Source organism: Kineothrix sp. MSJ-39, assembly GCF_018917935.1.
Taxonomy (GTDB): Bacteria; Bacillota; Clostridia; order Lachnospirales; family Lachnospiraceae; genus CAG-194.
In genome coordinates, this window is sequence record NZ_JAHLPN010000006.1 from 109,012 (window position 1) to 131,055 (window position 22,044).

Genomic DNA, 22,044 nt, shown 5'->3' on the forward strand with positions numbered 1-22,044 from the left:
CCCCCTCATAAGAATTCAAAACCGGCGCAGAGTAGTCTGCGCCGGTTTTGTGTTGTAAAGCCTGTCTGCTCAATGCTTATTTATAATTTGTCACAACGATCTGCAGGCTACGGTTTCCGCGGAATTCGTTGATATCCGGGTAATACACGATCTGTATGCTCTGTCTGCCCTGCATTTCTTCAAAAAACCGTTCTGCTTCCCCGAAATAAATACCGTTCAGCTTTCTCCCTGTCTCGTCTGTCAAAAGGAAGCTTGCCACATTTTTATTTTTCCCTCTCAGCTGCACATGTGAGATCGGTACATTCTTGCAGGCAAACACCGGCTTTTTATTGCCGTTGCCAAACGGCTCCAGCAAAGACAGGCTTTCCACAAACTGCATATTCACATAAGAAAGCGGCATTGGCACATCGATCAGTATTTTATGGATAAAATCCTCCTCTGTCAGATGACAGTCCGCATTCAGCCGCCTCCGCAGCTCTTCCAGATTTTTTTCTTCTAAAGAAAGTCCCGCCGCCAGCTTGTGTCCGCCGTATTTTGTCAGAAGATCTTCTACCCCATGCAGGCCTTCATACATATGATATGCCTCAATGGATCTGCCGGAGCCCTTCAGACCTTCTTCCGCTTTTGTCAGCACAAAAAACGGATGGGCGTATTTCTCCCGCAGTCTGCCCGCTATGATCCCTGCAATGCTCTCATGACAATCCGGGAGATAAACCACCATGACTTTATCCGTCCCATGCTCTCCCGCTTCTATCTGTCTGACCGCCTCTTTCACGCCCTGTTCCGTCAGTTCCTTGCGGCTCTCATTTAACGCTTTCAGATCTGTAGCGATCACAACCGCTTCACGCAGCTCGGTACACAAAAACAGCTCCATCGCACGTGCTGCACTGTCCAGTCGTCCGGTCGCATTCAGACAGGGACCTAAAATAAATCCGGCATGATAATTGCTAAGCGGCTGTCCCTTCAGCCCGCAGACCTCGATCAGTGTCCGCAGTCCGAGATTTTTGGACTGTTCCATCTGCTTCAGCCCGTATTTCACGATGATCCTGTTTTCATCCAAAAGATCCATGACATCACAGATCGTTGCCATGGCTGCAAATTCCAGCAGCTCCGCAAGACACGCCTTTCGATCTGCCCCGGTAATAAGCTGCTCCTTTTCCGCCTGCTCTAAGAGCACCTGTACCAGCTTGTAGGCAACAACCGCCCCACAGATACCTTTATACGGATATGGGCAGTCCTTCTGCTTCGGATCGATGACAAGGGACGGCGGCAGGATCTCTTCCCGCTCTGTCGAACCATCCGTTCCGATGATTTCCCGGTAAGGCACTTCATGATGGTCTGTGACAAGCACCTCCATGCCAAGCTCCTTTGCCAGTGCGATCTCCTTTGCCGCTGCAATCCCATTATCACAGGTGACGATCACTTCCACCTGCTCTGTGCTGCACTCCCGGATGATGTCTTCATTCAGTCCGTATCCATCCTTGATCCGGTGCGGGATCCGGTAGCTGACCGCTGCTCCTAAAAGCTGCAGGGCATGATACAGGACATAGGTAGAACAAATCCCGTCCACATCATAATCTCCAATGATGCGGATCCGCTTTTTCTCCCGGATCGCCGCATATAAAAATGCGCTGCCCTCTTTCATTCCCTTCATAAGATACGGATCATGCAGATCTTCCAGTGTTCCGTGCAGGAAATAACGCACTTCGTCCTCTGTCACAATATCTCTGTTCCGTATGATTCTTGCCAGTACCGGGCTGATCCCAAATTCCGCCGCTATATGATTAAAATCTGCTTTCTTTGTTGTGACAAACCATTTCTCTTCCGGCATATGTCTACTCCTCTGCCTCTGTATTTTCGCTTTCCTCCACGTTGCCTGCTGCAGGCGCTTTATACGTACCGTTTTCAACAATATAGTCCTCGATATCCTGCTTCAGCTTCTGCCATGCATCTTCATGCTCCACATAGTACTTCGGACAGTTTTTGCCCCCCTCATCATAATGCCGCAGCACATCGTCTATGGACAGATCATACTTGCCCATCAGCCAGGATACAAGCTGTAAAAGCGACTGATACGTCGCATCCGTAAACTTTCCATCCTCTTCCAGATAACAGCATTCAATGGACACAGAATCGTAATTCCGTCCCTTCACCGCATAACCGATCTCCTCAAGCGGCAGACACTGCACGATCTCACCTTCATAGCCAATGATGAAATGCGCACTGGCTGAGGTTTCTCCCGTAATACCCAGATTTTCAAAATAACTTCTGTTCTGCATGGCGGAAGTGCCTGCGTTTGCCGTATAATGCACAAATACGCTTTTGACGGTGGGAAGTGGCTCTCCCGGTCTGGAATAAGGATTTACCGTCAGATATTCTTCCGTCATTTCCGGCTTTGTATAGACCTTCTTTTTCCGCCTGAAAAGCCGGTTCTCAATTTCCTGAAAGGTTGTGACACCGCTCTTTTCCCCTGTCAGTGCCATAACGCCGCGCACTGCAAAAAAGATACCAAAAAGCAGCCCTGCCACGATCAGAAATGCTACGATCCTGGCATAAAATACCTGTTTTCTTCTCTTTCTTCTGTTTCTTTCCCGTATGCGGGCACGCTGTTGCTGATCCATGTTATCTTCTGTCCGTAATAAGGGCTGAAGAACATTCCGTTCCTCAGCCCTTCACCCTTCTTATGTATTTTATCAGTTACTCTTCTGATCCAGATAATCTTTGATCTCTTCTACAACCTTACTGTATTCCTGAATCATTTCATCATGATGGCTCTTGATATAATCGATATCGCCGTCCTTGCCTGCCTGCTCCAGCAGTCTTGCCTTCTCAGACAGATCATTTGCACCGATCATCTTCGCCGTACTCTTGAGTGCGTGTACGAAGATCGTGTAATTCGGGTAATCTTCTTTTTCGAAAGAAGATACAATATCATTTCTGTTCTTTCCCTCATTGTCACGGAAGGACTCTAAGAGGAAGATCACACAGTCCTTATCGCCTTCTGCGGATTCAACTGCCGTCGGGATATCCAATGTGTGGAACTGATATTCTTTCATGATATCATCCGCAACTGTCTTCCACAGATTCTGATAGAGCTTTTTCTCCATCTCATCATATTCGATCATGACATATTTATCTTCCGGTAAGTATTCCACGATCTTTTCTTCCAGACGCTTGCCCTGGATCGGTTTTGACATGTAATCCACAAATCCCTCTTCCAGATACATTTCCTTTGCACCGGATACCGCATTGGCTGTCAGTACGATGACCGGTGTATCCACATTCGGAGAATCCTTTGTGGCTTTGATGTTCTTGAGTGTTTCAATACCATCCATGTAAGGCATCATATGATCCATGAAGATGATATCATATTTCACATCCTTACAGTATTCCAGTGCAGCCTCGCCGCCGTTTGCACAGTCAACCTGGATCTTTGTATTTTTCAGAAGCCCCTCTACAACAGAAAGGTTCATCGCATTATCATCAACAACCAGGATCTTTGCATTCGGTGCTACGAAGGTCGTTCTGTATTTCTTGATCTTTTCATTGCTGTACGCATATTTTTCACGGAATCTGCCGATCGGCTTACGATCTCTGATGCCCTGCTTCAGTGTGAAGGAGAAGGTAGAACCAACGCCGTACTCACTGCGGACATTCAGACTGGAGTTCATCAGCTCAAGCAGCTCCTTTGTAATACTGATGCCAAGACCGGTACCTTCGATATTCCGATTTCTCTTTTCTTCGATTCGCTCAAAGGATACGAACAGCTTGTCGATATCCTCTTCCTTGATACCGATACCGGTATCTGTCACGGAAACGATCAGCTGGATCGCAGAATCGCCTGCTTCCTTCCAGTCTACCTTTAAGATAACGCTTCCTTCTTCCGTATACTTGACTGCATTTGTCAGCAGATTGATCATGACCTGTTTCAGACGGATCTCATCACCGAATAACAGATATGGGATATCCTCTGCCACGATTGCCTTGAATTCCAGACGCTTGTTGACTGCCTTGATCTCGATCATGTTGATGACTTCTGTCAGTACATTTGCCACTTCATATTCTACCGGCAGGATCTCCATCTTGCCGCATTCGATCTTGGAGAAATCCAGAAGATCATTGACCAGTGACAGAAGTGTTGTGCCTGCTTCACGGATATTTTCCGCATAGCCCTTGATCGGTACTTCCGTTGCTTCTCTCAAGATGATCTCATCCATACCGAGCACTGTATTGATCGGTGTTCTGATCTCATGGCTCATATTGGCAAGGAAATTGGATTTTGCCTTATTGGCCGCATCCGCCATTTCCTTCAGTTCTTTCAGTTTCTTATTGGTTTTGTAATGCTCTGTGATATCTACGAGCCATACAAATTTCCCCTGTACGTTTTCCTGCTCCAGTGTCTCATATCTGATCTCATAAATACGGGACAAAACCTCTGAAACATATTCCTCATCCTTAAACAGACGCATCATTTCCGGATAGGCAGATATTGATTCCGCCGTTGCGATCTCCGGGAAGAGCTGTACAAAGTCTTTGTTGAAAAACAGGACTTTATTGTCGTTCGTCACGGCAAGTACAGGACCTACACCGCCTCTGTCAAGAATCCCCTTCGGTACCAGCTTCGCCGGATCCTGTTTTTCTGTTGCTGCCCCCTGTTTTTCACGCATCAGCAGAAACACCAGCACGCCAATCACCACTACCAGTAAAATGACCAATACTATCATGTTTTGTTTCCTCCATTCACCCTTTTGAAGAAATCTGTCGGGAAGACCCCACATATGTATTTATTATACCAAACTCCGATAGGCACCACAATGGTGTTTACCAAATTGCAGCATGAAATATTATACAAATTTTTCTGTTTTTTTCATACAAAAATGCCCCCTGCCAATGCAGGGAGCATTTCACATGTTTTTATTCAGAATCTGATCAGTTCTTTTTAGCAGCCTTCTTAGCCGGTGCTTTTGCAGGTGCTTTTTTCTTTCCTGCAAATTTTGTTCTGAGCACATACCACAGAGCACCTGTGATACATACGGAAGAATATGCGCCGCAAAGGATACCTACCATAAGAGGCATCGCGAAAGAACGGATGCTGGAGACACCGAGCAGGAATACCATAAAGATCGTAATGAAGGTTGTGATATTCGTGTAAATACTTCTTGTCAGTGTCTTTGTGATACAATCGTTTACGATCGTCTTCAGTTCTTCGTTGTCTCTTACCTTTGTTGTCTTGAGCTGTTCACGGATACGGTCAAAGATAACGATCGTTGAGTTGACGGAGTATCCGACGATGGTCAGCATACATGCAATGAATGTATTGCCGACGGATGTTTTGGAAACCGCATAGAATGCCAGTACTACGAGTACGTCATGTAACAGTGCCAGAACCGCACTTGCCGCAAAACGGACATCTGTAAAACGGAACCAGATATATATAAGCATGCAGAGCGTTGCAATGATCACGGATACGATCGCGTCAGACTTCATTTCGTTGCTGACCGTCGCACTGATCGTCTCTGTTGTGATCGCATCTTCCTCTACACCGAAATCTTCTTTCATAGCAGTTGTGAAAGCTTCTCTTTCATCCACTGTCAGAGATCTTGTCTTGATGACAACCTGTGTGGAATCATTTACCTTCTGTGTCTGTACATTGCTGTCGCCTGTGATCTTTTCCACAACCGGAACCACCTGCGCATCGATATCTGCGATAGACAGATCTTCATTGAATGTAACAGTAGAAGAAGTACCACCCATAAAGTCAAGGCTGTAATTTAAAGAATAGCCTGTCTGTGACTTATTCACACCCATGAATACAAATCCAGCTACGATCACGATCAGTGAAATTGCAAAGAAGATTGCTTTCTTTGACAGGAAATCAACTGTATTGAGATCTTTTGCCTTACCGTACAGCTTCTCATTCTTGCAGCCCAGTGCATAAAATGCATTTAAGAGCTGTCTTGTTACAAATAATGCCGTGAACATGGAAAGAATAATACCAAGTCCCAATGTAATGGCAAAACCTTTTACTGTACCGGAACCTTTTAAGCCAAGCACCAGTGCTGCGATCAGTGTTGTGATATTACCGTCCACGATAGCGGAAAGTGCTTTTTCAAAACCGATCTTAATGGCTGACTGTACTGTCTTGCCGGCTGCGATCTCTTCTCGGATACGGGAGAAGATGATGACATTCGCATCAACCGCCATACCGATGGAAAGGATGATACCTGCAATACCGGGCAGTGTTAATGTAATATTTAATGCATTCAGTGCAAGTAATGTCAGAAGGACATAAATGGTAAGGGCGATCGCTGAAACAAAACCAGGTAACAGGTATACAACGATCATCAGGATACATACCAGTCCGAAACCGATCGCACCTGCCTTTAAGCTGGAAGAAACGGCTTCTTCACCAAGCTGTGCACCTACGACATTGGAACGGAGTTCTTCCAGTTCCAGTTTCAGACCACCGATACGGATCGTAGAAGCAAGTGTATCGGCTTCTTCAAAGCTTTCCTGTCCGCTGATCTGTGCCTGACCACCAAGGATCGGCTCATTTACCTTCGGAACGGATACAAATCTGCCATCATAGTAGATACCGATCGTTTCGCCCTTGGAATACGCATCTGTTGTGGCATCTGCAAATGCCTGTTTACCTTCTTCTGTAAAGGTAAGGGAAACAACATACTCTTTATCCTTTGTACCTGTGTTTGACTGTACGGTAGCTGCCTGTGCGCTGGATACCATAGTACCGTCAAGTACGATACTGCCGTCTTCCATCAGTGTGTTCAGATCTTTCAGCAGTACATAATCATAAGTACCATCCTCTGTGATACCGATCGTATAATTCTGGTTTCCGTCACTGTCAGTCTGTTTGATGAAGTAAAGAGAACCCGGACGTCCAAGTTCTTCCAGGATCGCATTGGCATCGGAAACACCCGGAATTTCGATATTGATACGGTCGCTACCTTCCTGATATACCTGTGCTTCCGTACTGTAGTTTTCCACACGCTTCTGCAGCTTGTAGATCGTATCGCTCATATCTTCGGCGGAAGGTTCTTCGTCACCGACTACCTGATAGGTAATGCTGACACCGCCGGCAAGGTCAAGACCCTGCTTGATATTCCCCATGGATCCTGTCTTGCCTGCACCAATACCGATGAAGGCAATATAGCTGAATCCAATAATTGCGAGCACTGCCAAAATCATTGTAATGACTGCTCTGTTTTTCTTCATTTCTTTTTCCTCCCTTTCAGATTTCCTGTAAAATCTGAGATTTACTCACTGAGTGCGGCTTTGATCATGATCGCACACTCAATCCTCTTTCTTTGCAATTCACAGCCAATATCATAGGAACCGTTCACATTTCCCGTGAAGTTGTAGGAATTTGCCGCGCAGCCGCCGCTGCAATAGAATTTGGCAAAACAGTCCTTACATTTTTCCTTTGCATAGACATTACACTGTTTGAATTCATCTCTGATATCTGTCCGCAGAACGCCTTCATCCACATTGCCCATCAGGAAGTCTTCATTTCCGACGAACTGATGACAGGGATACAGATCCCCCCACGGTGTCACTGCCAGATATTCCGTTCCCGAACCGCAGCCGGACAAACGCTTTGCTACACACGGACCGCCTTCCAGATCGATCATGAAGTGGAAGAAATTAAATCCGTTTCCTTCTTTTCTGCGTTTGATCATTTCCTCTGCCAGTTCATCGTACTGCGCAAGAAGCTGTGGAAGATCCTCTTCGCGGATCGCGTAATCTTCGGTATCCGGTGCTACGACGGGCTCAACGGAGATCTGCTTAAAGCCCAGATCCGCCAGATGCAGCACATCCTTCGCAAAATCCGTATTGTAATGGGTATATGTACCACGTACATAATAATTCATCTGTCCGCGGCTCTCCGCTACTTTTTTAAATTTAGGCACGATCTCATCGTAGCTGCCCTGACCGCCTCTGTGCGGACGCATTCTGTCATGCACTTCCTTGCGGCCGTCAATGCTCAGCACCACATTGCCCATTTCCTTATTCACAAACTCCAGAATCTCATCATTTAACAAAACACCGTTTGTCGTGATCGTGAAACGGAATTTTTTATGATGCTCTTCTTCCAGGGAACGTCCGTAAGCCACAAGCTGCTTTACTACTTCCCAGTTCATGAGCGGTTCGCCACCGAAGAAATCGACTTCCAGATTTGTACGGTTACCGGAATTTGCCACCAGAAAATCCAGTGCTTTCTTTCCGACCTCGTAGCTCATGATCGCTCTTCTGCCGTGATATTCGCCTTCTTCCGCAAAGCAGTATTTGCAGGCAAGATTGCAGTCGTGCGCAATATGCAGGCACAATGCCTTGACAACCGTTTCACGGTTTTTAAAGCTGTCAATATAATTTTCGTAAATGTCCTCTGTATACAGCTGTCCTTCCTGTGCAAGCAGCAGGATTTCCTCCACCGCTTCGGCAATCTCCTCTTCCGCATACGGAAGCGACTGCGCCTTCACATAGTCCAGAATCTCACCCTTGTCTTTCTTTTCTTTTACAAGGGGCTCCAGCAGAGGAACAAGCTGGTAAACAAGGTCATCCACAACATGCACAGCACCGCTGTTGACATCCATTACGATGGAATAACCATTGCTCTGATAACAATGAATCACTATTATTTCCTCTCAGTTTCTTAATAAATAGTTCTTTGACGTATAATAAGCAGCGGAGTTACTCGCTGCTTAAGAAAAACTACTGTTTTATTTAATATTTTCGCAACTCTGATTTCCTACTGTGCAGGATGTTTTGCAAGCTGACTGACAAGATGTCTGGCATTCACCACAGCCGCCCTTTTTCATAGATTTCTTTAAATCTCTTGTGCTTAATGTTTTGATATGTTTCATCACATAGCCTCCTTTATTCAATTAAAACTATTCGTAGTATATCACACTTCCAACCGCATGGAAAGAGTTTTTTACAAGGTCTTTACCGTTTCTTCACCGGAAACAGCTTCTGTCTGCTCCGCAGGTTCCTCCGGTGCTTTGTTTTCTTCCTCTGTCTTTTCATTTTCCCGGACCGGAAGTGTTAAAAGTACATGGCTGATCCGGTTCTTTTCGATCTTTTCCGCCAGGAGCGTTGTACCGTCCGCAAGCGTTACACTCTCGCCCTGCGCCGGCAGTCTGTCAAGTGCTTCGATGAGCAGACCGGCAATGGAATCATAATCCTCTGATTCATAAGAAGTCCCAAGTGCATCGTTGACATCATCGATCTTTACAGAGCCGTCTATCCGATAGCGGTGTGCACTGATCTTCTGGATCAGCTGTTTTTCTTCCTCATCATATTCATCACGGATCTCCCCGACGATCTCTTCCAGCAGATCTTCCATCGTGATAAGCCCGGCGCAGGCACCGTATTCATCCAGTACAATGGCAATGGAATTGCTGCTTTCCCGCATTTCGTTTAGCAGTTCATCCGTCTTTTTCGTTTCAAATGTATAATAAGCTTCACGCATAATGGAACGGATGGAAAAATCCGTTCTGCCGTTGCTGAAGAAATCCTTTAAGGTCACAATACCGATGATATTGTCTTTGTCTCCTTCATAAACCGGAATACGGGAAAACATCGTTTCCTTGAAGATCGCCTGCAGACTTCTGTAACCGGTTTCCACATCCACCATCGTCATATCGATACGCGGTATCATGATATCCCGTGCCAGAGAGTCGTTCAGATCAAACACGTTTAAAATCATTTCTCTCTCATCCGATTCGATCACACCTTCCTCATGACTGACATCCACATACGTTTTCAGTTCTGTCTCCGTCATACCGGAACCGGTTTTGGATGTATCGATCCCCAGCAGCTTCATCAGAAATTTTGAAAGCTTATCTACAAGAAATACAACCGGTGTCAGAAGCCAGATCAGCTTTAATATAAAGAAAGAATAAGCAAGTGCCAGTTTTTCTGCGCAGAGATTAGCTGCTGTTTTTGGTAAAATCTCGCCAAACATCAGAACAAGCACAGTCAGAACGCCTGTTGCGATACCGACTGCATAATTGCCAAACACCTTTATGGTAAATGTCGTCACAAGGGAAGATGCTGATATATTGACTATGTTATTTCCGATCAGGATCGTACTTAACATTTTTCCTGGATTTGAAAGTATTTTCTCGACACGTGCTGCACGTTTATCCCCACCTTCCGCAAGTGTATGGATGCGTACCAGATTCACGCAGGTAAGGGACGTCTCAGCAGAAGAAAAGAATGCTGAAAGCATCAGTAAAATAATGATGGTTACAATTTGAATCACTAGACCCGAGTCCAAAAAAGTTCACTCCTTTTGTTCTAAATATATAATATGAAAAATACAATAAACTAATGAAAAAGTCAAGAACAGGACGGTAAATAATGGGTAAAATCCTTCTGAAATTTCTTATCACAGCATATGCCATCACAACAGTCCTGCTGCTGATCCTGGCTCTGTTTGTCTATAAATGTTATCTGCCGGATAAAGTAGTAAATGCGTGCATCATCCTGATCTATATCCTTTCCACCTTTCTGGCGGGTTTCCTGTCCGGGAAACGGATCGGATCGCAGAAATATCTGTGGGGACTGTGTATCGGCGGTCTGTATTTCCTTGTCCTTGTGGTCGTTTCCCTTTGTATCAAAGGCTCTTTTACCGATCTGACATCCAATTTCCTGTTTACCATGTTTCTCTGCCTCGCAAGCGGAATGCTTGGTGGCATGATCAGTTGAAAGGAGGATCTGTATGGCTGTTGTTGTATTAGATGCCGGGCACGGTGGGAGTGACCTCGGCGCAACTTATCAGGGCAGACAGGAAAAAGACGATACACTGGCACTGACGCTCGCAGTCGGCAGACTGCTTGCCGAGGACCCGGATATCGATGTCGTCTACACCCGTGAAACGGATGTCTATGATACACCACTTGTCAAAGCCCGGAAAGCAAACGCGGCGAATGCAGACTATTTTGTCTCCATCCACCGCAATTCCACACCCGTTCCAAACACCTACTCCGGTGTGGAAACACTTGTCTACAGTAAGGGAACCCGTGCAGAAACGCTTGCGCGCAATATTGCCTCTGCACTTTCCGCAATCGGCTTCGCGGATCTCGGTACAACGGAGCGGAAAAATCTCACCGTATTAAAACGTACCAACATGCCCGCAGTCATTGTGGAAGTGGGGTATATCGATACGCCAAAGGATAATGCCTTTCTGGATGAGAATTTTCTCGCCGTCGCACGCGCGATCGCCGATGGGATCAAAAAGACGGTTCAGTAAGCCACAGATACAACATAAGTATCGTTAAGCCAGAAGGATCTCACTTCTCCCGGCAGGTGATTTTGCAAAATACCGCCGATCCCTTCCCCGGAAAGCTTGCAGCGTGCTTCCTTCTGTGTCCAGATTTCCGTAAAGTATTGGTCAGATTCCATTGCCAGTCCGGCTTCTTCCGGTGTAAAGCAGCATTTTATGACAGATTCCTTTCTGCTGCGGATGCATTCCACATCGATCCCGACCGGCTTATCTGCCATACAGCAGCAGACAAACGAACCTGCATGGGAAAGATTAAAAAATATATGCTCTTTCTCCAGGAAATAAGGCTTTCCATTGCCATCTTCCGCTTCCGTAGGGCATTCCCTGACCAGCCTCTCCGCCTCCTGTACGGAAGGTCGTGGCAACCAAATAAGAGAGTCAGCTTCTGCCGGCTCTCTTATCATTTGTCTGTTCTTTTCATATGCATATGCCTGTGCAAGCAGAATGCCTGCTCCGATGCAGCGCACCCTGTCCGGCAGATTTTTCAGTTTTTCTGCCTTCCTGCGCCGCCTGTCAGAGGAAATCCTCTCATACGAAGCAAACTCCTCTTCCGTCCATGCAATAGGCTCCGTTACATAGATCAAAGATTTCATATCCGTTCCTTTATGCCTGCTCCGGTTCTTCCTTGGCTTCTTCCTTCTGCTCCGGTATTACGACCTTCAGGCAAAGCTCATCGAGCTGCTTCTGGTCTACGACATTCGGTGCTTCACTCATCAGACAGGAAGCATCTTTTACCTTCGGGAATGCCATCACTTCACGGATGCTGTCCGCTTTGACAAGCAGCATGACCATACGATCAAGACCGTATGCCAGTCCTGCGTGCGGCGGAACACCGTATTTGAACGCGCTTAACAGAAATCCGAAACGATCCCACGCTTCTTCTTTCTTGATACCGATGACTTCAAACATCTTTTCCTGGATATCATCCTGATGGATTCTGACGGAACCGCCGCCCAGCTCAACACCGTTTAATACGATATCGTATGCTTTCGCACGGACACGTCCCGGATCGGAATCGATATACTGCCAGTCTTCTTCCATCGGCATTGTGAATGGATGATGCATGGCAACATAACGGTTTTCTTCATCGCTCCACTCCAGAAGCGGGAACTCTGTTACCCAAAGGAAATTGAATTTATTATCATCGATCAGTCCCATCTTATGTCCCAGATCCAGACGAAGGGCTCCGAGTACATTCCAGACGATCTTATTTTTATCTGCTGCAAATAACAGAAGATCTCCCGGTTCACCGTCCATTGCGCTGACCAGTGCTTTCAGTTCCTCCTCTGTCATGAATTTTGCAAAAGAGGATTTGTAGCTGCCATCCGGCAGTACAGCCAGATAAGCAAGACCCTTTGCGCCATTTCCCTTTGCATCATTGACAAGGGCATCGATCTTCTTACGAGGCATTTCAGCCTGTCCCTTTGCGTTGATACCACGGACACTGCCGCCATCAGCCAGTGCTGATGTAAATACGGAGAAGCCGCAGTTCTTTACAACATCGGATACATCCACAAGTTCCATGCCAAAACGGGTATCCGGCTTATCGGAACCAAAACGGTCCATGGCATCCTGCCATGTCATTCTCGGCAATGGAAGCTGTACATCCAGCCCAATCGCTTCTTTGCAGACATGCTGGATCAGACGCTCATTGACTTCCATAACGTCTTCTGCATCTACAAAAGAAAGCTCCATATCGATCTGTGTAAATTCCGGCTGACGGTCTGCACGCAGATCCTCGTCACGGAAGCATTTTGCGATCTGGATATATCTGTCATATCCGGAGCACATCAGGAGCTGTTTGAACAGCTGTGGTGACTGTGGCAGTGCATAAAAGCTGCCCGGATGCACACGGCTCGGTACCAGATAATCTCTTGCGCCTTCCGGTGTGGATTTATTTAAAATAGGTGTTTCAATCTCGATAAAGCCTTCCTTTGCCATGAAAGCACGTACTTCCGTACAAATCTTACTGCGCAGGATCAGGTTTCTCTGCAGATCCGGTCTTCTCAGATCCAGATAACGGTATTTCAGACGGATTTCTTCTTTTGTCTTGCTGTTCTCCTCGATCGGGAACGGTGGTGTTTCTGACTCGGAAAGAATGCGAACCTGCTCGGCGATCACTTCGATATCACCTGTTTTCAGGTTTTCATTTGTTGCGCCGGCTCTTTTTTCTACCTTACCGACAACAGCAACAACATATTCGCTTCTCAGCTTCATTGCCTTTTCAAAATTCTCACTGCCGCATTTGTCTTCTTCAAAGATCAACTGCAGGATACCACTTCTGTCGCGCAGATCCACAAAGATAATGCCGCCTTTATTACGCTGTTTTGCAACCCAGCCCATGACAGTTACTGTCTCACCGATGTTTTTTGCGGTTACTTCGGTACATCTGTGGGTTCTTTTCAGCCCCTTCATTGATTCAGCCATTTTTCATTCTCCTCTTCCTAATTTTTAAGTGCTTCTTTATAGAAATCCCGGAATTCACAATAGCCTTCCTTTGTCAGCTGTTCCTTCTGGAATTTTTTGTTTTTGTTCATGCGGACAACCAGTACCTGTCTGCCCTCGCTTCTGAGCTTCTGTGCCTCACTGATCACGTCACAGAGCCGATCCGCATCCATGCCCTTTTCTACTAAAAATGCGATCTTTTCCGCACTGCCCGGTACCTGGAAGCCCTGATCGAGCAGGATCGTGATGATTCGTTCAAATCCGATGGAGAAGCCACACGCCGGTGTATCTTTTCCGGTGAATTTTCCGACCATCTTATCATAACGTCCGCCACCTGCAACACTGCTGCCAAAGTCAGGCATTTCGATCTCAAAGATCGTACCGGTATAATAAGACATACCACGTACCAGTGTCGGATCGAATACGATCTCAAAATTGCCATCGACTGTCGCGCTGACGCTTGTACGTATCTCGCTTAAGCTGTCTGCCACGCCTTCTTCCAGATAATCGCCCAGTTCTCCGGCAAGATAAGCGATCGCATCGTCTGCTGCCTGCATGCCTTCAAACAGTTTACCGTATTTATCAACCATTTCCTGTGTGAAGCCGCTTTCCAGAAGCTCTGCCTTCACGCCGTCAAGACCGATCTTGTCCATTTTATCCAGAATGATAAATACAAGATCATACTGCTCCTCCGGGAAACCGGAATAAGCAGCCATTGCCTTTAAGATCCTTCTTTCATTGATACGCACCTTGAAGTTGGAAAAGCCCAGCTTACTGAGTGTTGTGGTTGTCGCAAGGATCAGCTCGATCTCTGCCAGATTACTTGGCTCACCCAATATATCGATATCACACTGCATGAACTGACGGAAACGACCCTTCTGCGGTCTGTCTGCTCTCCATACATTTCCCATCTGCAGTGCCTTGAACGGATTTGGCAGTTCATTGGCATGATTTGCATAATAACGGGAAAGCGGAAGTGTCAGGTCATAACGGAGTCCGCTGTCAACCAGATCATTTTCTTCCTTTGCCGTTTCCATATTCAGCTTTTCGCCGCGCTTTAAGATCTTGAAGATCAGCTTTTCATTTTCACCGCCCTGCTTGGAGCAAAGATTGCCAATGCTCTCCACACATGGTGTTTCGATCGGTGTAAAGCCAAATTTACGATAATTTTCTTTGATCACACCCATGACGTAATCACGGATCTGCATTTCCTCCGGAAGAATATCCTTCATTCCGTTTACCGGTTTCTTATTCAGTGCCATATAAATTACCCTTTTCTTTCCTATTGATTACCTAATTGTTTCACATTGTCTGATTTTACTACTTTTTTGATGCGTTCTCAAGAGTTATTGGCATCTTTTTACTATTATCTTTAGTTATAATATCAAAATAAGTATAATCTTTCTATTGCTCAATTGCGGTATATAACGGTATATTAATATTATTTTTTCTATTATTATAACAATACTTATAATACTTTTTCCCACCTCCTCTTGACATGGTTTTCATTACTACATATAATATTGTAGACAATATGACACGTCATAGCTTCATGATTACATATCTATGACAAAAAAGAAATCCAAAGGATACAGGTGACGATATGTTCCAGATAGTTGTTGACTCTGCTGCCAATATTCCGGCAGAGCTTGTGAAAAAGTACCAGATTCAGGTGCTTTCTTTTGTGAATTATGTAGACGGTAAGGAGCTTGTCTGCTTCGATCCGGCTCTCTCTCCGGAAGAAGAACGGGAAAAAGGCAAAAAATATTATGACGCGATGCGTGCAGGCATGGATGTCAAAACAGGACTGATCTCCAGTGGAGATTTTGAAGCCTGCTTCCGCAGCATTATGGAAAAGGATGAAGATGTCCTTTATTTTTCTCTCAGTAAAAATATCAGCGGTAACTTTAACTCCGCAAGACTTGCAGCTGAAGAACTGATGGAAAATCCGCCATGCGGCAGAAAGATCCGCATGATTGATTCCCTGAATGCCTCTCTGGCACAGGGCATTTTAGCAATCTACGCCAGTGAAATGCGTTCGCAGGGCATGGAAGTAGACGCAGTTGCCGACATACTGGAAACTTATCCCGCAAAAATGAACGGCGTATTTACAGTCGGCGATCTGAAATATCTGGCAAAAACAGGACGTCTGACCGGTTCTGCTGCTTTTGTCGGTAATCTTCTGCAGATCAAGCCGATCCTGCGCGGCAATAAAGACGGCTATATCGTACAGTTCAAGAAATGCCGTGGCAGAAAAGCTGCCTTGAATACGCTGATCAATTTAGTCTGCGATACGATCGTGGAACCGGAAAAACAGATCATCGGTATTGCACATGCAGATGCTTATGAAGATTCTCTGTATGTGATGGACGAGATCCAGAAGCGTATAAAAGTGCGTGACTTTATCAATACTTCCTATGATTATTGTACAGGCAGCCATGTCGGTCCGGATACCATTGCCCTGTTCTATATGGCAAAGGATCGTGAGCTTGGCGTCACCCCAGATGCTGAATAAGATGCCCGCAATGCAGAATACAGATTACAAATACCCAATAAAATAAGCAACAGAAAAGCTCCGCTGATCGCGGAGCTTTTCTAATGCCCTCTCAGGCTTTCTCTTCTTTTTCTTTCTCTATCGTATACTTGCCGGAATAATAATTCAGGTCGGTCATCACCTGGGAATCCGGTGATTTACGGATATCACGCAGATATTCATGCGTATTGAAATCGTCCGCTTCAAATTCGATCATTGCCACCGCAATGTTGGAACAATGCGCTGCAATACGCTCTAAGTTGCTGAGCAGGTCATTAAAAGCAAATCCGTTATTGATATCACAGTTTCCTTTTTGCAGGCGGATGATATGATTTTTCTTGATCTCGCCGCAGAGCAGCCGGATCGTAATACGCAGCGGCTCTACCCGGTGTGCGATTTCTATATCATCATGCTCAAATGCATGAATGGTCAGCTCCATGATCTCTTTCACTGCTGCGATCAGCACCTCTGATTCCTTCTGGGCTTCCGGGGAGAAGCGGATATTTTTCTCGCTGATCTCCTTTGCCACTCGTGAAATACCGCAGGCATGATCGGCAATTCGCTCAAAATCACTGACTGTATGCAAAAACTTTGCACTCTGCCGTGTCTGCTGCTGGTTCTGCTCTGTCGCGGTAACACGCATCAGATAAGTGCCAAGCCTGTCTTCGTATTTATCGATGATCTTTTCTTTGTCCTGGATCTTATTATAGGCTTCTGTTGTATACTGCTCCATCAGATGCAGGGCACGCATCACATTTTTCTGTGCGCCTGTTGCCATTCCGTTCATAACCGTATGCACCTGTGCAAGTGCAAGCTCCGGGTTGCGCAGGAAGCGTTCCTCCAGCAGATCGAAATCCGCCTGATCTTCCATTTCGTCTTCCGTTTCTTTGATCAGCCAGAATACCAGCTTATTGATCTGCTTGATAAACGGTGCCAGGATCAGGATCGTGACAACACGATATACGGTATTTAACAGTGCTATGGATACGGAAGTCATCTGCCTGTCCATAAAGGCGAACTGCTTTCCGCCCGTCAGGATCGCCTGCAGGGCATAAAAAACACTGCCGCAGATGATCATACCGAATAAATCGTTGATCAGATAAACAAGCGCGGTTCTTTTACCGTTTTTATTAGAGCTGACACCACTCATCAGAACCGGGCAGGAAGCACCGATACCGATACCCATGACGATCGGCAATGCTGCTGAAAACGGTACATAACCGGACATAGCGATCGACTGCAGGATACCGACTGATGCGGATGCGCTCTGCAGGATCGCGGTAATGAGAATACCGATGAAAATACCGAGCGCCGGATTTGAGAACTTTGTCAGAAGTCCCGTAAACTGCGGAATATCCTGTAACGGTTCCATCGCTGTTTTCATGGTAGACATACCCATCATCAGAATCGTAAATCCAAACAGGATATCACCAACCGCACGGTAAGAATCTTTCTTTGAAATACTTCTGACCAGCAGACCGAGGATCGCCACGATCGCAGCAATGCTGGTAGAAGAAAGCAGGGAGGCGATACCGCCTGCTCCCTGGATATCGGACAGACATAAGATCCATCCTGTGATACTCGTTCCGATATTGGCACCCATGATAATACTGATGCCCTGTACGACCTTCATCATACCGGAATTTACAAAACCGACCACCATAACGGAAGTCGCAGAAGAAGACTGGATAATAGCCGTTACGCCCGCACCCAGTAAAATACCTTTTATCGGATTGCTGGTCAGCTTATAAAGAAGGGTTTCCAGCTTATTACCTGCCACCTTCTTGATACCGTCTCCCATGACGTTCATACCATATAAAAAGAGTGCGATGCCGCTCAAAAGTCCAAGCAGTAGCGTGATTATCTTCACCGTATCCATAAATGAATCCTCGTTCCTTGCCTGTTTTTCACAGGCTTTTTTCTTACGCTCTGCTTCTATTGTATTTTTGTATCGGCAAAGTGTCAATTCATTTTTTCAAAAGCAGCGACATTTCTCCGCCTATGCCAGGATCTCACCCCCTGAAATCAAAGCTCTGTCCGATCTCGCTCTCCGCTTTTGTCAGCACATTCCTTTCTGTGGAATCATACGCATATCTGGAAACCGCATCCACCAGATCCTCTATAGTATCTGCCTGAAATTCCAGATAATCCGGCTGCTGCTCTGTTTCTTCTGCCTTTTCCGCCTTTTCGTCCTTCCGCTTTTCTATCCGTTCTTCCTGGGCTTCCTTCTCCGCCTTTTTCTTTGCCTTCGCTTTTTCTGCCTTCTTGGCTTCTTGTCTTTTCTGCAGCGCTTTTGTCTGTGCGGTATTGGCTTTTTCTACTGTGGCAAAGAAGGAGGCTCTGCCGTCCTCTCCGATCCGCATACCAAAATTCTTAACCTTTGCACCGCTGCTCAGCAGACTGTTTTTCGCACTCATGAGCTTACTCTGGGACATGGCGATCAAGCCCTCATATTTCTTACGGAAGTTTTCATCCGTCGCCATTCTTTCCAGCTTTTCCTCATCGATCAGAACGACAGGTTTGCTGGCATTGCCATAGGCAGAAGCATTTGCCTCCACCTGTGATTTCATATCCTTACTTACCAGAATGAAATCCATTCCGTGAAACTTGTTTTTCAGCTTGTCATAATAAGCTTTCGCTTTGTCTGACAGTTCCACATTGCCGACAACAGTTCCGTATCCCGCCTTTGTCGATGGCGCAAGGGAACTGCCTTCAGAAACAGGCTTCCATTCGGACACCTTGACTGTGTCAGATTTAGAAGCCGTTTTTCCTGTCTCTTTTTGATTTTCAGTTTTTACCTGCTGGGAATTCTGATAGACCTGGTTTGCCTGTTGATAAGAAACACCTGATATACTCATATTTACTTCCTCCTTGAAGTTTGTTCCGCCTCAAATCCTTTTGAGAACCTTCTTATATAATGTATATCGGTTGTTTTTTCAGTTTCTGAAGGGGGAAATGCCCGGGCTCCGTTTCTTAAAGGGACAACAGCCAGATCAATTTGGAAATGATTTTCCTTTCAACCTCATATTCTTCCTACCCACTCACTTGCCGGTGCAGAGATCAGCGTGATCTGCCGCGTTTTACTGTCCGTCTTCACTTCTTTTTTCATGTATTTCAGTGCAACCTCATTGATCTCTGAAAGGAATCCTGAAAATTCCTCATCCGTCAACATCAATGTACAGTTTGTAAACAACAGCATATCTTTTTTCAGATCCACATGTTCACCGGCAAAATATTTTGCAAATGATGTACATATACTGAGCAGTGCCATCTGCACAGCATTTCCGCCTTCATCTTCCGTTTCCATAGCGTTCTTATTTAACTGATAAATGCTTTCGATGGTGCCACGGATCCTGTTCTCACCCACTACTACAAGGATAGAGCTGTCCGTCAGTATTTTCATGTGGCGATACAAACTTGCACTCGGAATATCAGGCAGTGCTTTTCTCAGTTCCTTGACCGTTCCGGTCTCATGAATTAAAAAGAACTGAAAAATTCTCTGCCTGACGGGATTCATTACAATTTCAGCGATTTCCATATACGACTTCTCCTTCCATCTTTACAATCCACGCATTCAATTCTTTATCATAAAGTTGTGGAATATTGTGTGCTGCTTTTTTCCATATCCTGCATTGGCAATGCGGATTCCTTTTCCCCATTTCTTCGACACTTCCGACCACCTCTGCCTGCTCCCTTTCTCCTGCAAATGCATAAACCGGGATAGAAACCTTTTCGAAGCCTTTTACGCTATCCAGTGTGATCCCGTTATCTACGGACCGGCGAACGGTTTCTATGGTAACCTGCTGCATCTGTTCCACAAATTCTTTGCGCTGTATCCTCTGCAGTCCATTCAGAAAGCCGATCAGATTGCAAATCCATCTTTTACGAAACAGCATATATTGTTTTTCATTTTGTTCCATCACAGACTGCAGCATCTTATCAGGCTTTTCCAGCCAGGGGCTTATCATAATTGCGCCCCAAAAAAGTTCTTCATGCTCTGCCACCAATTTAAACGCAATTTGTGCACCCAGAGAAAATCCGACAAGCAGTACTTTTTGATGCAGACTTGTGATATAAGAAACCAGTTCCCTTATCTGGCTGTCTGTATCAAATGTTTTACCCGTTTCCTTTCCATATCCCATCAGATGCGGAATGATCAGGTGATATTTTTCTGCCAGAATGTACTGTCTGCTAAACATATGCACAAAATTAGCGCCGTGCAGCATGACTATGATCTCTTTATTTTCTTTTCCGTACTCTTCCGCATACATAATAAGCTCCTTATACCTTCTCTTTATGATTCTCTATAGTGATATTTTCTCAATTTTTTACCCATTAAAATGCAGATGAGACTTCCGCTTATGCCAAGCAGGAACATCATCATCGCGGCGCCGGATCCCTTGCCCGAACCAAAAAGTGCTTTTAAAATGGATTGTCCGCCATACCTTGCCATAAATGGTTCGCATATATCATCTACCATAAAACCACCTAAAAATAATCCAATGGGAATTGTAAAAAACTGCAATGTATTTCTACACGCATAAACACGCCCCTGTAGTTCTACCGGAATGAAGCACCTGAGAATAACTTCCAGATTTGTACTCATAACCGGTACCAAAAGCCAGCCGATCACCTGTCCCAAACACCATAACAGCGGTTCTCTGGCAAAAGCCATGATAAAGTTTTCCGTTCCCATTGAAAATAACATGGTCAGATATACAACCTTTACCCGATCTTTCGGTTTTGGTAAAACGGATGCAAGCAGACTTCCGATGATCATAGCAACACCGGAACAGGAAGTAACAATTCCAAGAACTGCCTGCCCGCCTTTCGGATTCGGCAGTACATATCCCGGTAATGCTGCATCAAAAGCAGAAGATATCAGATTAATACCTGCCATAAATAATAACAGTGTCATAATCATTGGATTGTCCTTCAAAAATCCAATTCCTTCTTTTGCAAGGAGAAGGATACTTTCCTTTTTTTCATTTCTGTGGTTCTCCGGAATCTTAACAAAAAACTGCAGTGCCACAAATGCGATCAAAAAGCTTCCGATATCTGCTGCTATTGCTCCATCCAGTCCCAAAAAAGAATATAGTGCTGTAGCAAGCAATGGATTCAAAACAGATATGAGTGATCTTGATAAAGAACGAAGCGCACTTGTCTTCTGATAGTGCTTTTCTGGAATAATAAGCGTCATGGCAACTTCCGATGCCGGCTGCTGCACTGTGTTCATCAATCCGGAAAATGCGTTTAATGCATATAAATGCCATACCATCAAGCAGTTTGCATGATATAACCCAAATACAGTTATGGTACAAAGCACTGCAAGTACATCACATATCAGCATTGTTTTCTTTTTGTCCCACCTGTCCGTCAGTGCTCCGGCAAATATACTCATCAACACATATGGGGCATAAGAGCATATGGTAAGTGCTGCCGTACGCAATGAAGAACCAGTCTTCTCGTATAACCACAATGTCAATGCGAATGCTGTGATACTGCTTCCAAGCTGTGACACACTCTGGGTACTCCAGAGTATCAAAAAGTCTCTTAATTGATATAATTCATTTTTTCTTCTATTCATTTCTTTGCTCCTTTTCATAACATTTTTATCAGAAGCAAAGTCTGAGGATATCAGCCTGATGCTGTTCCTCCACGCAGTCTCCTCAGACTCTGCATGGAGCTGTTACAATATCCCGCCTTATATTCCGACTGACCAGCTCTCCAGCCTCCCCTTTTCCTGTCCGGCAATGTC

The 22,044-nt window shown here is 45.4% G+C and carries 18 protein-coding genes; 3 read left to right on the forward strand and 15 right to left on the reverse strand.

The features are described from left to right. Positions 1–76: 76 nt before the first annotated feature. The 7 genes from recJ to KQI22_RS05885 form a co-directional block, all read right to left on the reverse strand. Positions 77–1,831 carry a single-stranded-DNA-specific exonuclease RecJ gene (recJ, locus tag KQI22_RS05855; protein WP_216551177.1) on the reverse strand — a complete coding sequence of 585 codons (1,755 nt, stop codon included), beginning with the start codon at positions 1,829–1,831 and terminating at the stop codon, positions 77–79. A 4-nt stretch (positions 1,832–1,835) separates the two neighbouring features. Continuing rightward, a complete protein-coding gene (locus KQI22_RS05860) occupies positions 1,836–2,621 on the reverse strand; it encodes a peptidoglycan recognition protein family protein (RefSeq protein ID WP_216551179.1) in 786 nt (261 codons plus the stop codon). Between the two features lie 72 nt (positions 2,622–2,693). After that, positions 2,694–4,724 (reverse strand): ATP-binding protein, encoded by a 2,031-nt coding sequence (locus KQI22_RS05865; RefSeq protein WP_216551180.1) that lies wholly within the window; start codon positions 4,722–4,724, stop codon positions 2,694–2,696. 205 nt (positions 4,725–4,929) lie between these two features. After that, positions 4,930–7,233 (reverse strand): protein translocase subunit SecD, encoded by a 2,304-nt coding sequence (secD, locus tag KQI22_RS05870; RefSeq protein ID WP_216551182.1) that lies wholly within the window; start codon positions 7,231–7,233, stop codon positions 4,930–4,932. Between the two features lie 41 nt (positions 7,234–7,274). Continuing rightward, on the reverse strand, positions 7,275–8,651 hold the full coding sequence (gene scfB, locus KQI22_RS05875; protein WP_216551183.1) for a thioether cross-link-forming SCIFF peptide maturase: 1,377 nt from the start codon (positions 8,649–8,651) through the stop codon (positions 7,275–7,277). 87 nt (positions 8,652–8,738) lie between these two features. Next, positions 8,739–8,882: a six-cysteine ranthipeptide SCIFF gene (scfA, locus tag KQI22_RS05880; RefSeq protein ID WP_022003372.1), complete on the reverse strand. Its 144-nt coding sequence runs from the start codon at positions 8,880–8,882 to the stop codon at positions 8,739–8,741. Between the two features lie 71 nt (positions 8,883–8,953). After that, positions 8,954–10,285: an HlyC/CorC family transporter gene (locus tag KQI22_RS05885; protein ID WP_330623276.1), complete on the reverse strand. Its 1,332-nt coding sequence runs from the start codon at positions 10,283–10,285 to the stop codon at positions 8,954–8,956. A 98-nt stretch (positions 10,286–10,383) separates the two neighbouring features. On the opposite strand from KQI22_RS05885, the gene KQI22_RS05890 reads away from it, so the two are divergent. Both KQI22_RS05890 and KQI22_RS05895 read left to right on the forward strand, forming a co-directional pair. Next, positions 10,384–10,731, forward strand: a complete 348-nt coding sequence (locus KQI22_RS05890; protein ID WP_216551186.1) for a TIGR04086 family membrane protein — start codon at positions 10,384–10,386, stop codon at positions 10,729–10,731. Positions 10,732–10,744: 13 nt separating this feature from the next. Beyond that, positions 10,745–11,275, forward strand: a complete 531-nt coding sequence (locus KQI22_RS05895; RefSeq protein WP_216551188.1) for an N-acetylmuramoyl-L-alanine amidase family protein — start codon at positions 10,745–10,747, stop codon at positions 11,273–11,275. Here KQI22_RS05895 and KQI22_RS05900 read toward each other — a convergent pair. The 3 genes from KQI22_RS05900 to hisS are packed head-to-tail and all read right to left on the reverse strand — an operon-like array spanning position 11,269 to position 15,015. Then, on the reverse strand, positions 11,269–11,901 hold the full coding sequence (locus tag KQI22_RS05900) for a 4'-phosphopantetheinyl transferase family protein (RefSeq protein ID WP_216551189.1): 633 nt from the start codon (positions 11,899–11,901) through the stop codon (positions 11,269–11,271). The two genes, KQI22_RS05895 and KQI22_RS05900, sit on opposite strands and share 7 nt — an antisense overlap. 10 nt (positions 11,902–11,911) lie before the next feature. Then, on the reverse strand, positions 11,912–13,735 hold the full coding sequence (aspS, locus tag KQI22_RS05905) for an aspartate--tRNA ligase (protein WP_216551191.1): 1,824 nt from the start codon (positions 13,733–13,735) through the stop codon (positions 11,912–11,914). A gap of 17 nt (positions 13,736–13,752) precedes the next feature. After that, positions 13,753–15,015: a histidine--tRNA ligase gene (hisS, locus tag KQI22_RS05910; protein WP_216551192.1), complete on the reverse strand. Its 1,263-nt coding sequence runs from the start codon at positions 15,013–15,015 to the stop codon at positions 13,753–13,755. A gap of 341 nt (positions 15,016–15,356) precedes the next feature. On the opposite strand from hisS, the gene KQI22_RS05915 reads away from it, so the two are divergent. After that, positions 15,357–16,268 (forward strand): DegV family protein, encoded by a 912-nt coding sequence (locus KQI22_RS05915; protein ID WP_216551193.1) that lies wholly within the window; start codon positions 15,357–15,359, stop codon positions 16,266–16,268. A gap of 91 nt (positions 16,269–16,359) precedes the next feature. On the opposite strand, the gene KQI22_RS05920 is transcribed toward KQI22_RS05915, so the two are convergent. The 5 genes from KQI22_RS05920 to KQI22_RS05940 all read right to left on the reverse strand — a co-directional run bounded on the left by KQI22_RS05920 (position 16,360) and on the right by KQI22_RS05940 (position 21,873). Continuing rightward, positions 16,360–18,252: a Na/Pi cotransporter family protein gene (locus KQI22_RS05920; RefSeq protein ID WP_253293527.1), complete on the reverse strand. Its 1,893-nt coding sequence runs from the start codon at positions 18,250–18,252 to the stop codon at positions 16,360–16,362. A gap of 46 nt (positions 18,253–18,298) precedes the next feature. Beyond that, positions 18,299–19,144 carry a DUF6033 family protein gene (locus KQI22_RS05925; RefSeq protein WP_216551195.1) on the reverse strand — a complete coding sequence of 282 codons (846 nt, stop codon included), beginning with the start codon at positions 19,142–19,144 and terminating at the stop codon, positions 18,299–18,301. A 164-nt stretch (positions 19,145–19,308) separates the two neighbouring features. Then, positions 19,309–19,824, reverse strand: a complete 516-nt coding sequence (locus KQI22_RS05930) for a helix-turn-helix domain-containing protein (protein WP_216551197.1) — start codon at positions 19,822–19,824, stop codon at positions 19,309–19,311. Then, complete coding sequence (locus tag KQI22_RS05935) at positions 19,811–20,557, reverse strand: alpha/beta fold hydrolase (protein WP_216551198.1); 747 nt, start codon at positions 20,555–20,557, stop codon at positions 19,811–19,813. Before KQI22_RS05935 ends, KQI22_RS05930 begins: the two co-directional genes overlap by 14 nt. A gap of 23 nt (positions 20,558–20,580) precedes the next feature. Further along, positions 20,581–21,873, reverse strand: coding sequence for an MFS transporter (locus KQI22_RS05940; RefSeq protein WP_216551199.1), 1,293 nt, complete (start codon positions 21,871–21,873; stop codon positions 20,581–20,583). Positions 21,874–22,044: the final 171 nt, after the last annotated feature.

Coding starts and splice junctions, on each gene's coding strand:
- recJ (WP_216551177.1), bottom strand. CDS start 1,831: ATGCCGGAAGAGAAATGGTTTGTCACAACAAAGAAAGCAGATTTTAAT.
- KQI22_RS05860 (WP_216551179.1), bottom strand. CDS start 2,621: ATGGATCAGCAACAGCGTGCCCGCATACGGGAAAGAAACAGAAGAAAG.
- KQI22_RS05865 (WP_216551180.1), bottom strand. CDS start 4,724: ATGATAGTATTGGTCATTTTACTGGTAGTGGTGATTGGCGTGCTGGTG.
- secD (WP_216551182.1), bottom strand. CDS start 7,233: ATGAAGAAAAACAGAGCAGTCATTACAATGATTTTGGCAGTGCTCGCA.
- scfA (WP_022003372.1), bottom strand. CDS start 8,882: ATGAAACATATCAAAACATTAAGCACAAGAGATTTAAAGAAATCTATG.
- KQI22_RS05890 (WP_216551186.1), top strand. CDS start 10,384: ATGGGTAAAATCCTTCTGAAATTTCTTATCACAGCATATGCCATCACA.
- KQI22_RS05895 (WP_216551188.1), top strand. CDS start 10,745: ATGGCTGTTGTTGTATTAGATGCCGGGCACGGTGGGAGTGACCTCGGC.
- KQI22_RS05900 (WP_216551189.1), bottom strand. CDS start 11,901: ATGAAATCTTTGATCTATGTAACGGAGCCTATTGCATGGACGGAAGAG.
- aspS (WP_216551191.1), bottom strand. CDS start 13,735: ATGGCTGAATCAATGAAGGGGCTGAAAAGAACCCACAGATGTACCGAA.
- hisS (WP_216551192.1), bottom strand. CDS start 15,015: ATGGCACTGAATAAGAAACCGGTAAACGGAATGAAGGATATTCTTCCG.
- KQI22_RS05915 (WP_216551193.1), top strand. CDS start 15,357: ATGTTCCAGATAGTTGTTGACTCTGCTGCCAATATTCCGGCAGAGCTT.
- KQI22_RS05925 (WP_216551195.1), bottom strand. CDS start 19,144: ATGAGTATATCAGGTGTTTCTTATCAACAGGCAAACCAGGTCTATCAG.
- KQI22_RS05930 (WP_216551197.1), bottom strand. CDS start 19,824: ATGGAAATCGCTGAAATTGTAATGAATCCCGTCAGGCAGAGAATTTTT.
- KQI22_RS05935 (WP_216551198.1), bottom strand. CDS start 20,557: ATGTATGCGGAAGAGTACGGAAAAGAAAATAAAGAGATCATAGTCATG.
- KQI22_RS05940 (WP_216551199.1), bottom strand. CDS start 21,873: ATGAATAGAAGAAAAAATGAATTATATCAATTAAGAGACTTTTTGATA.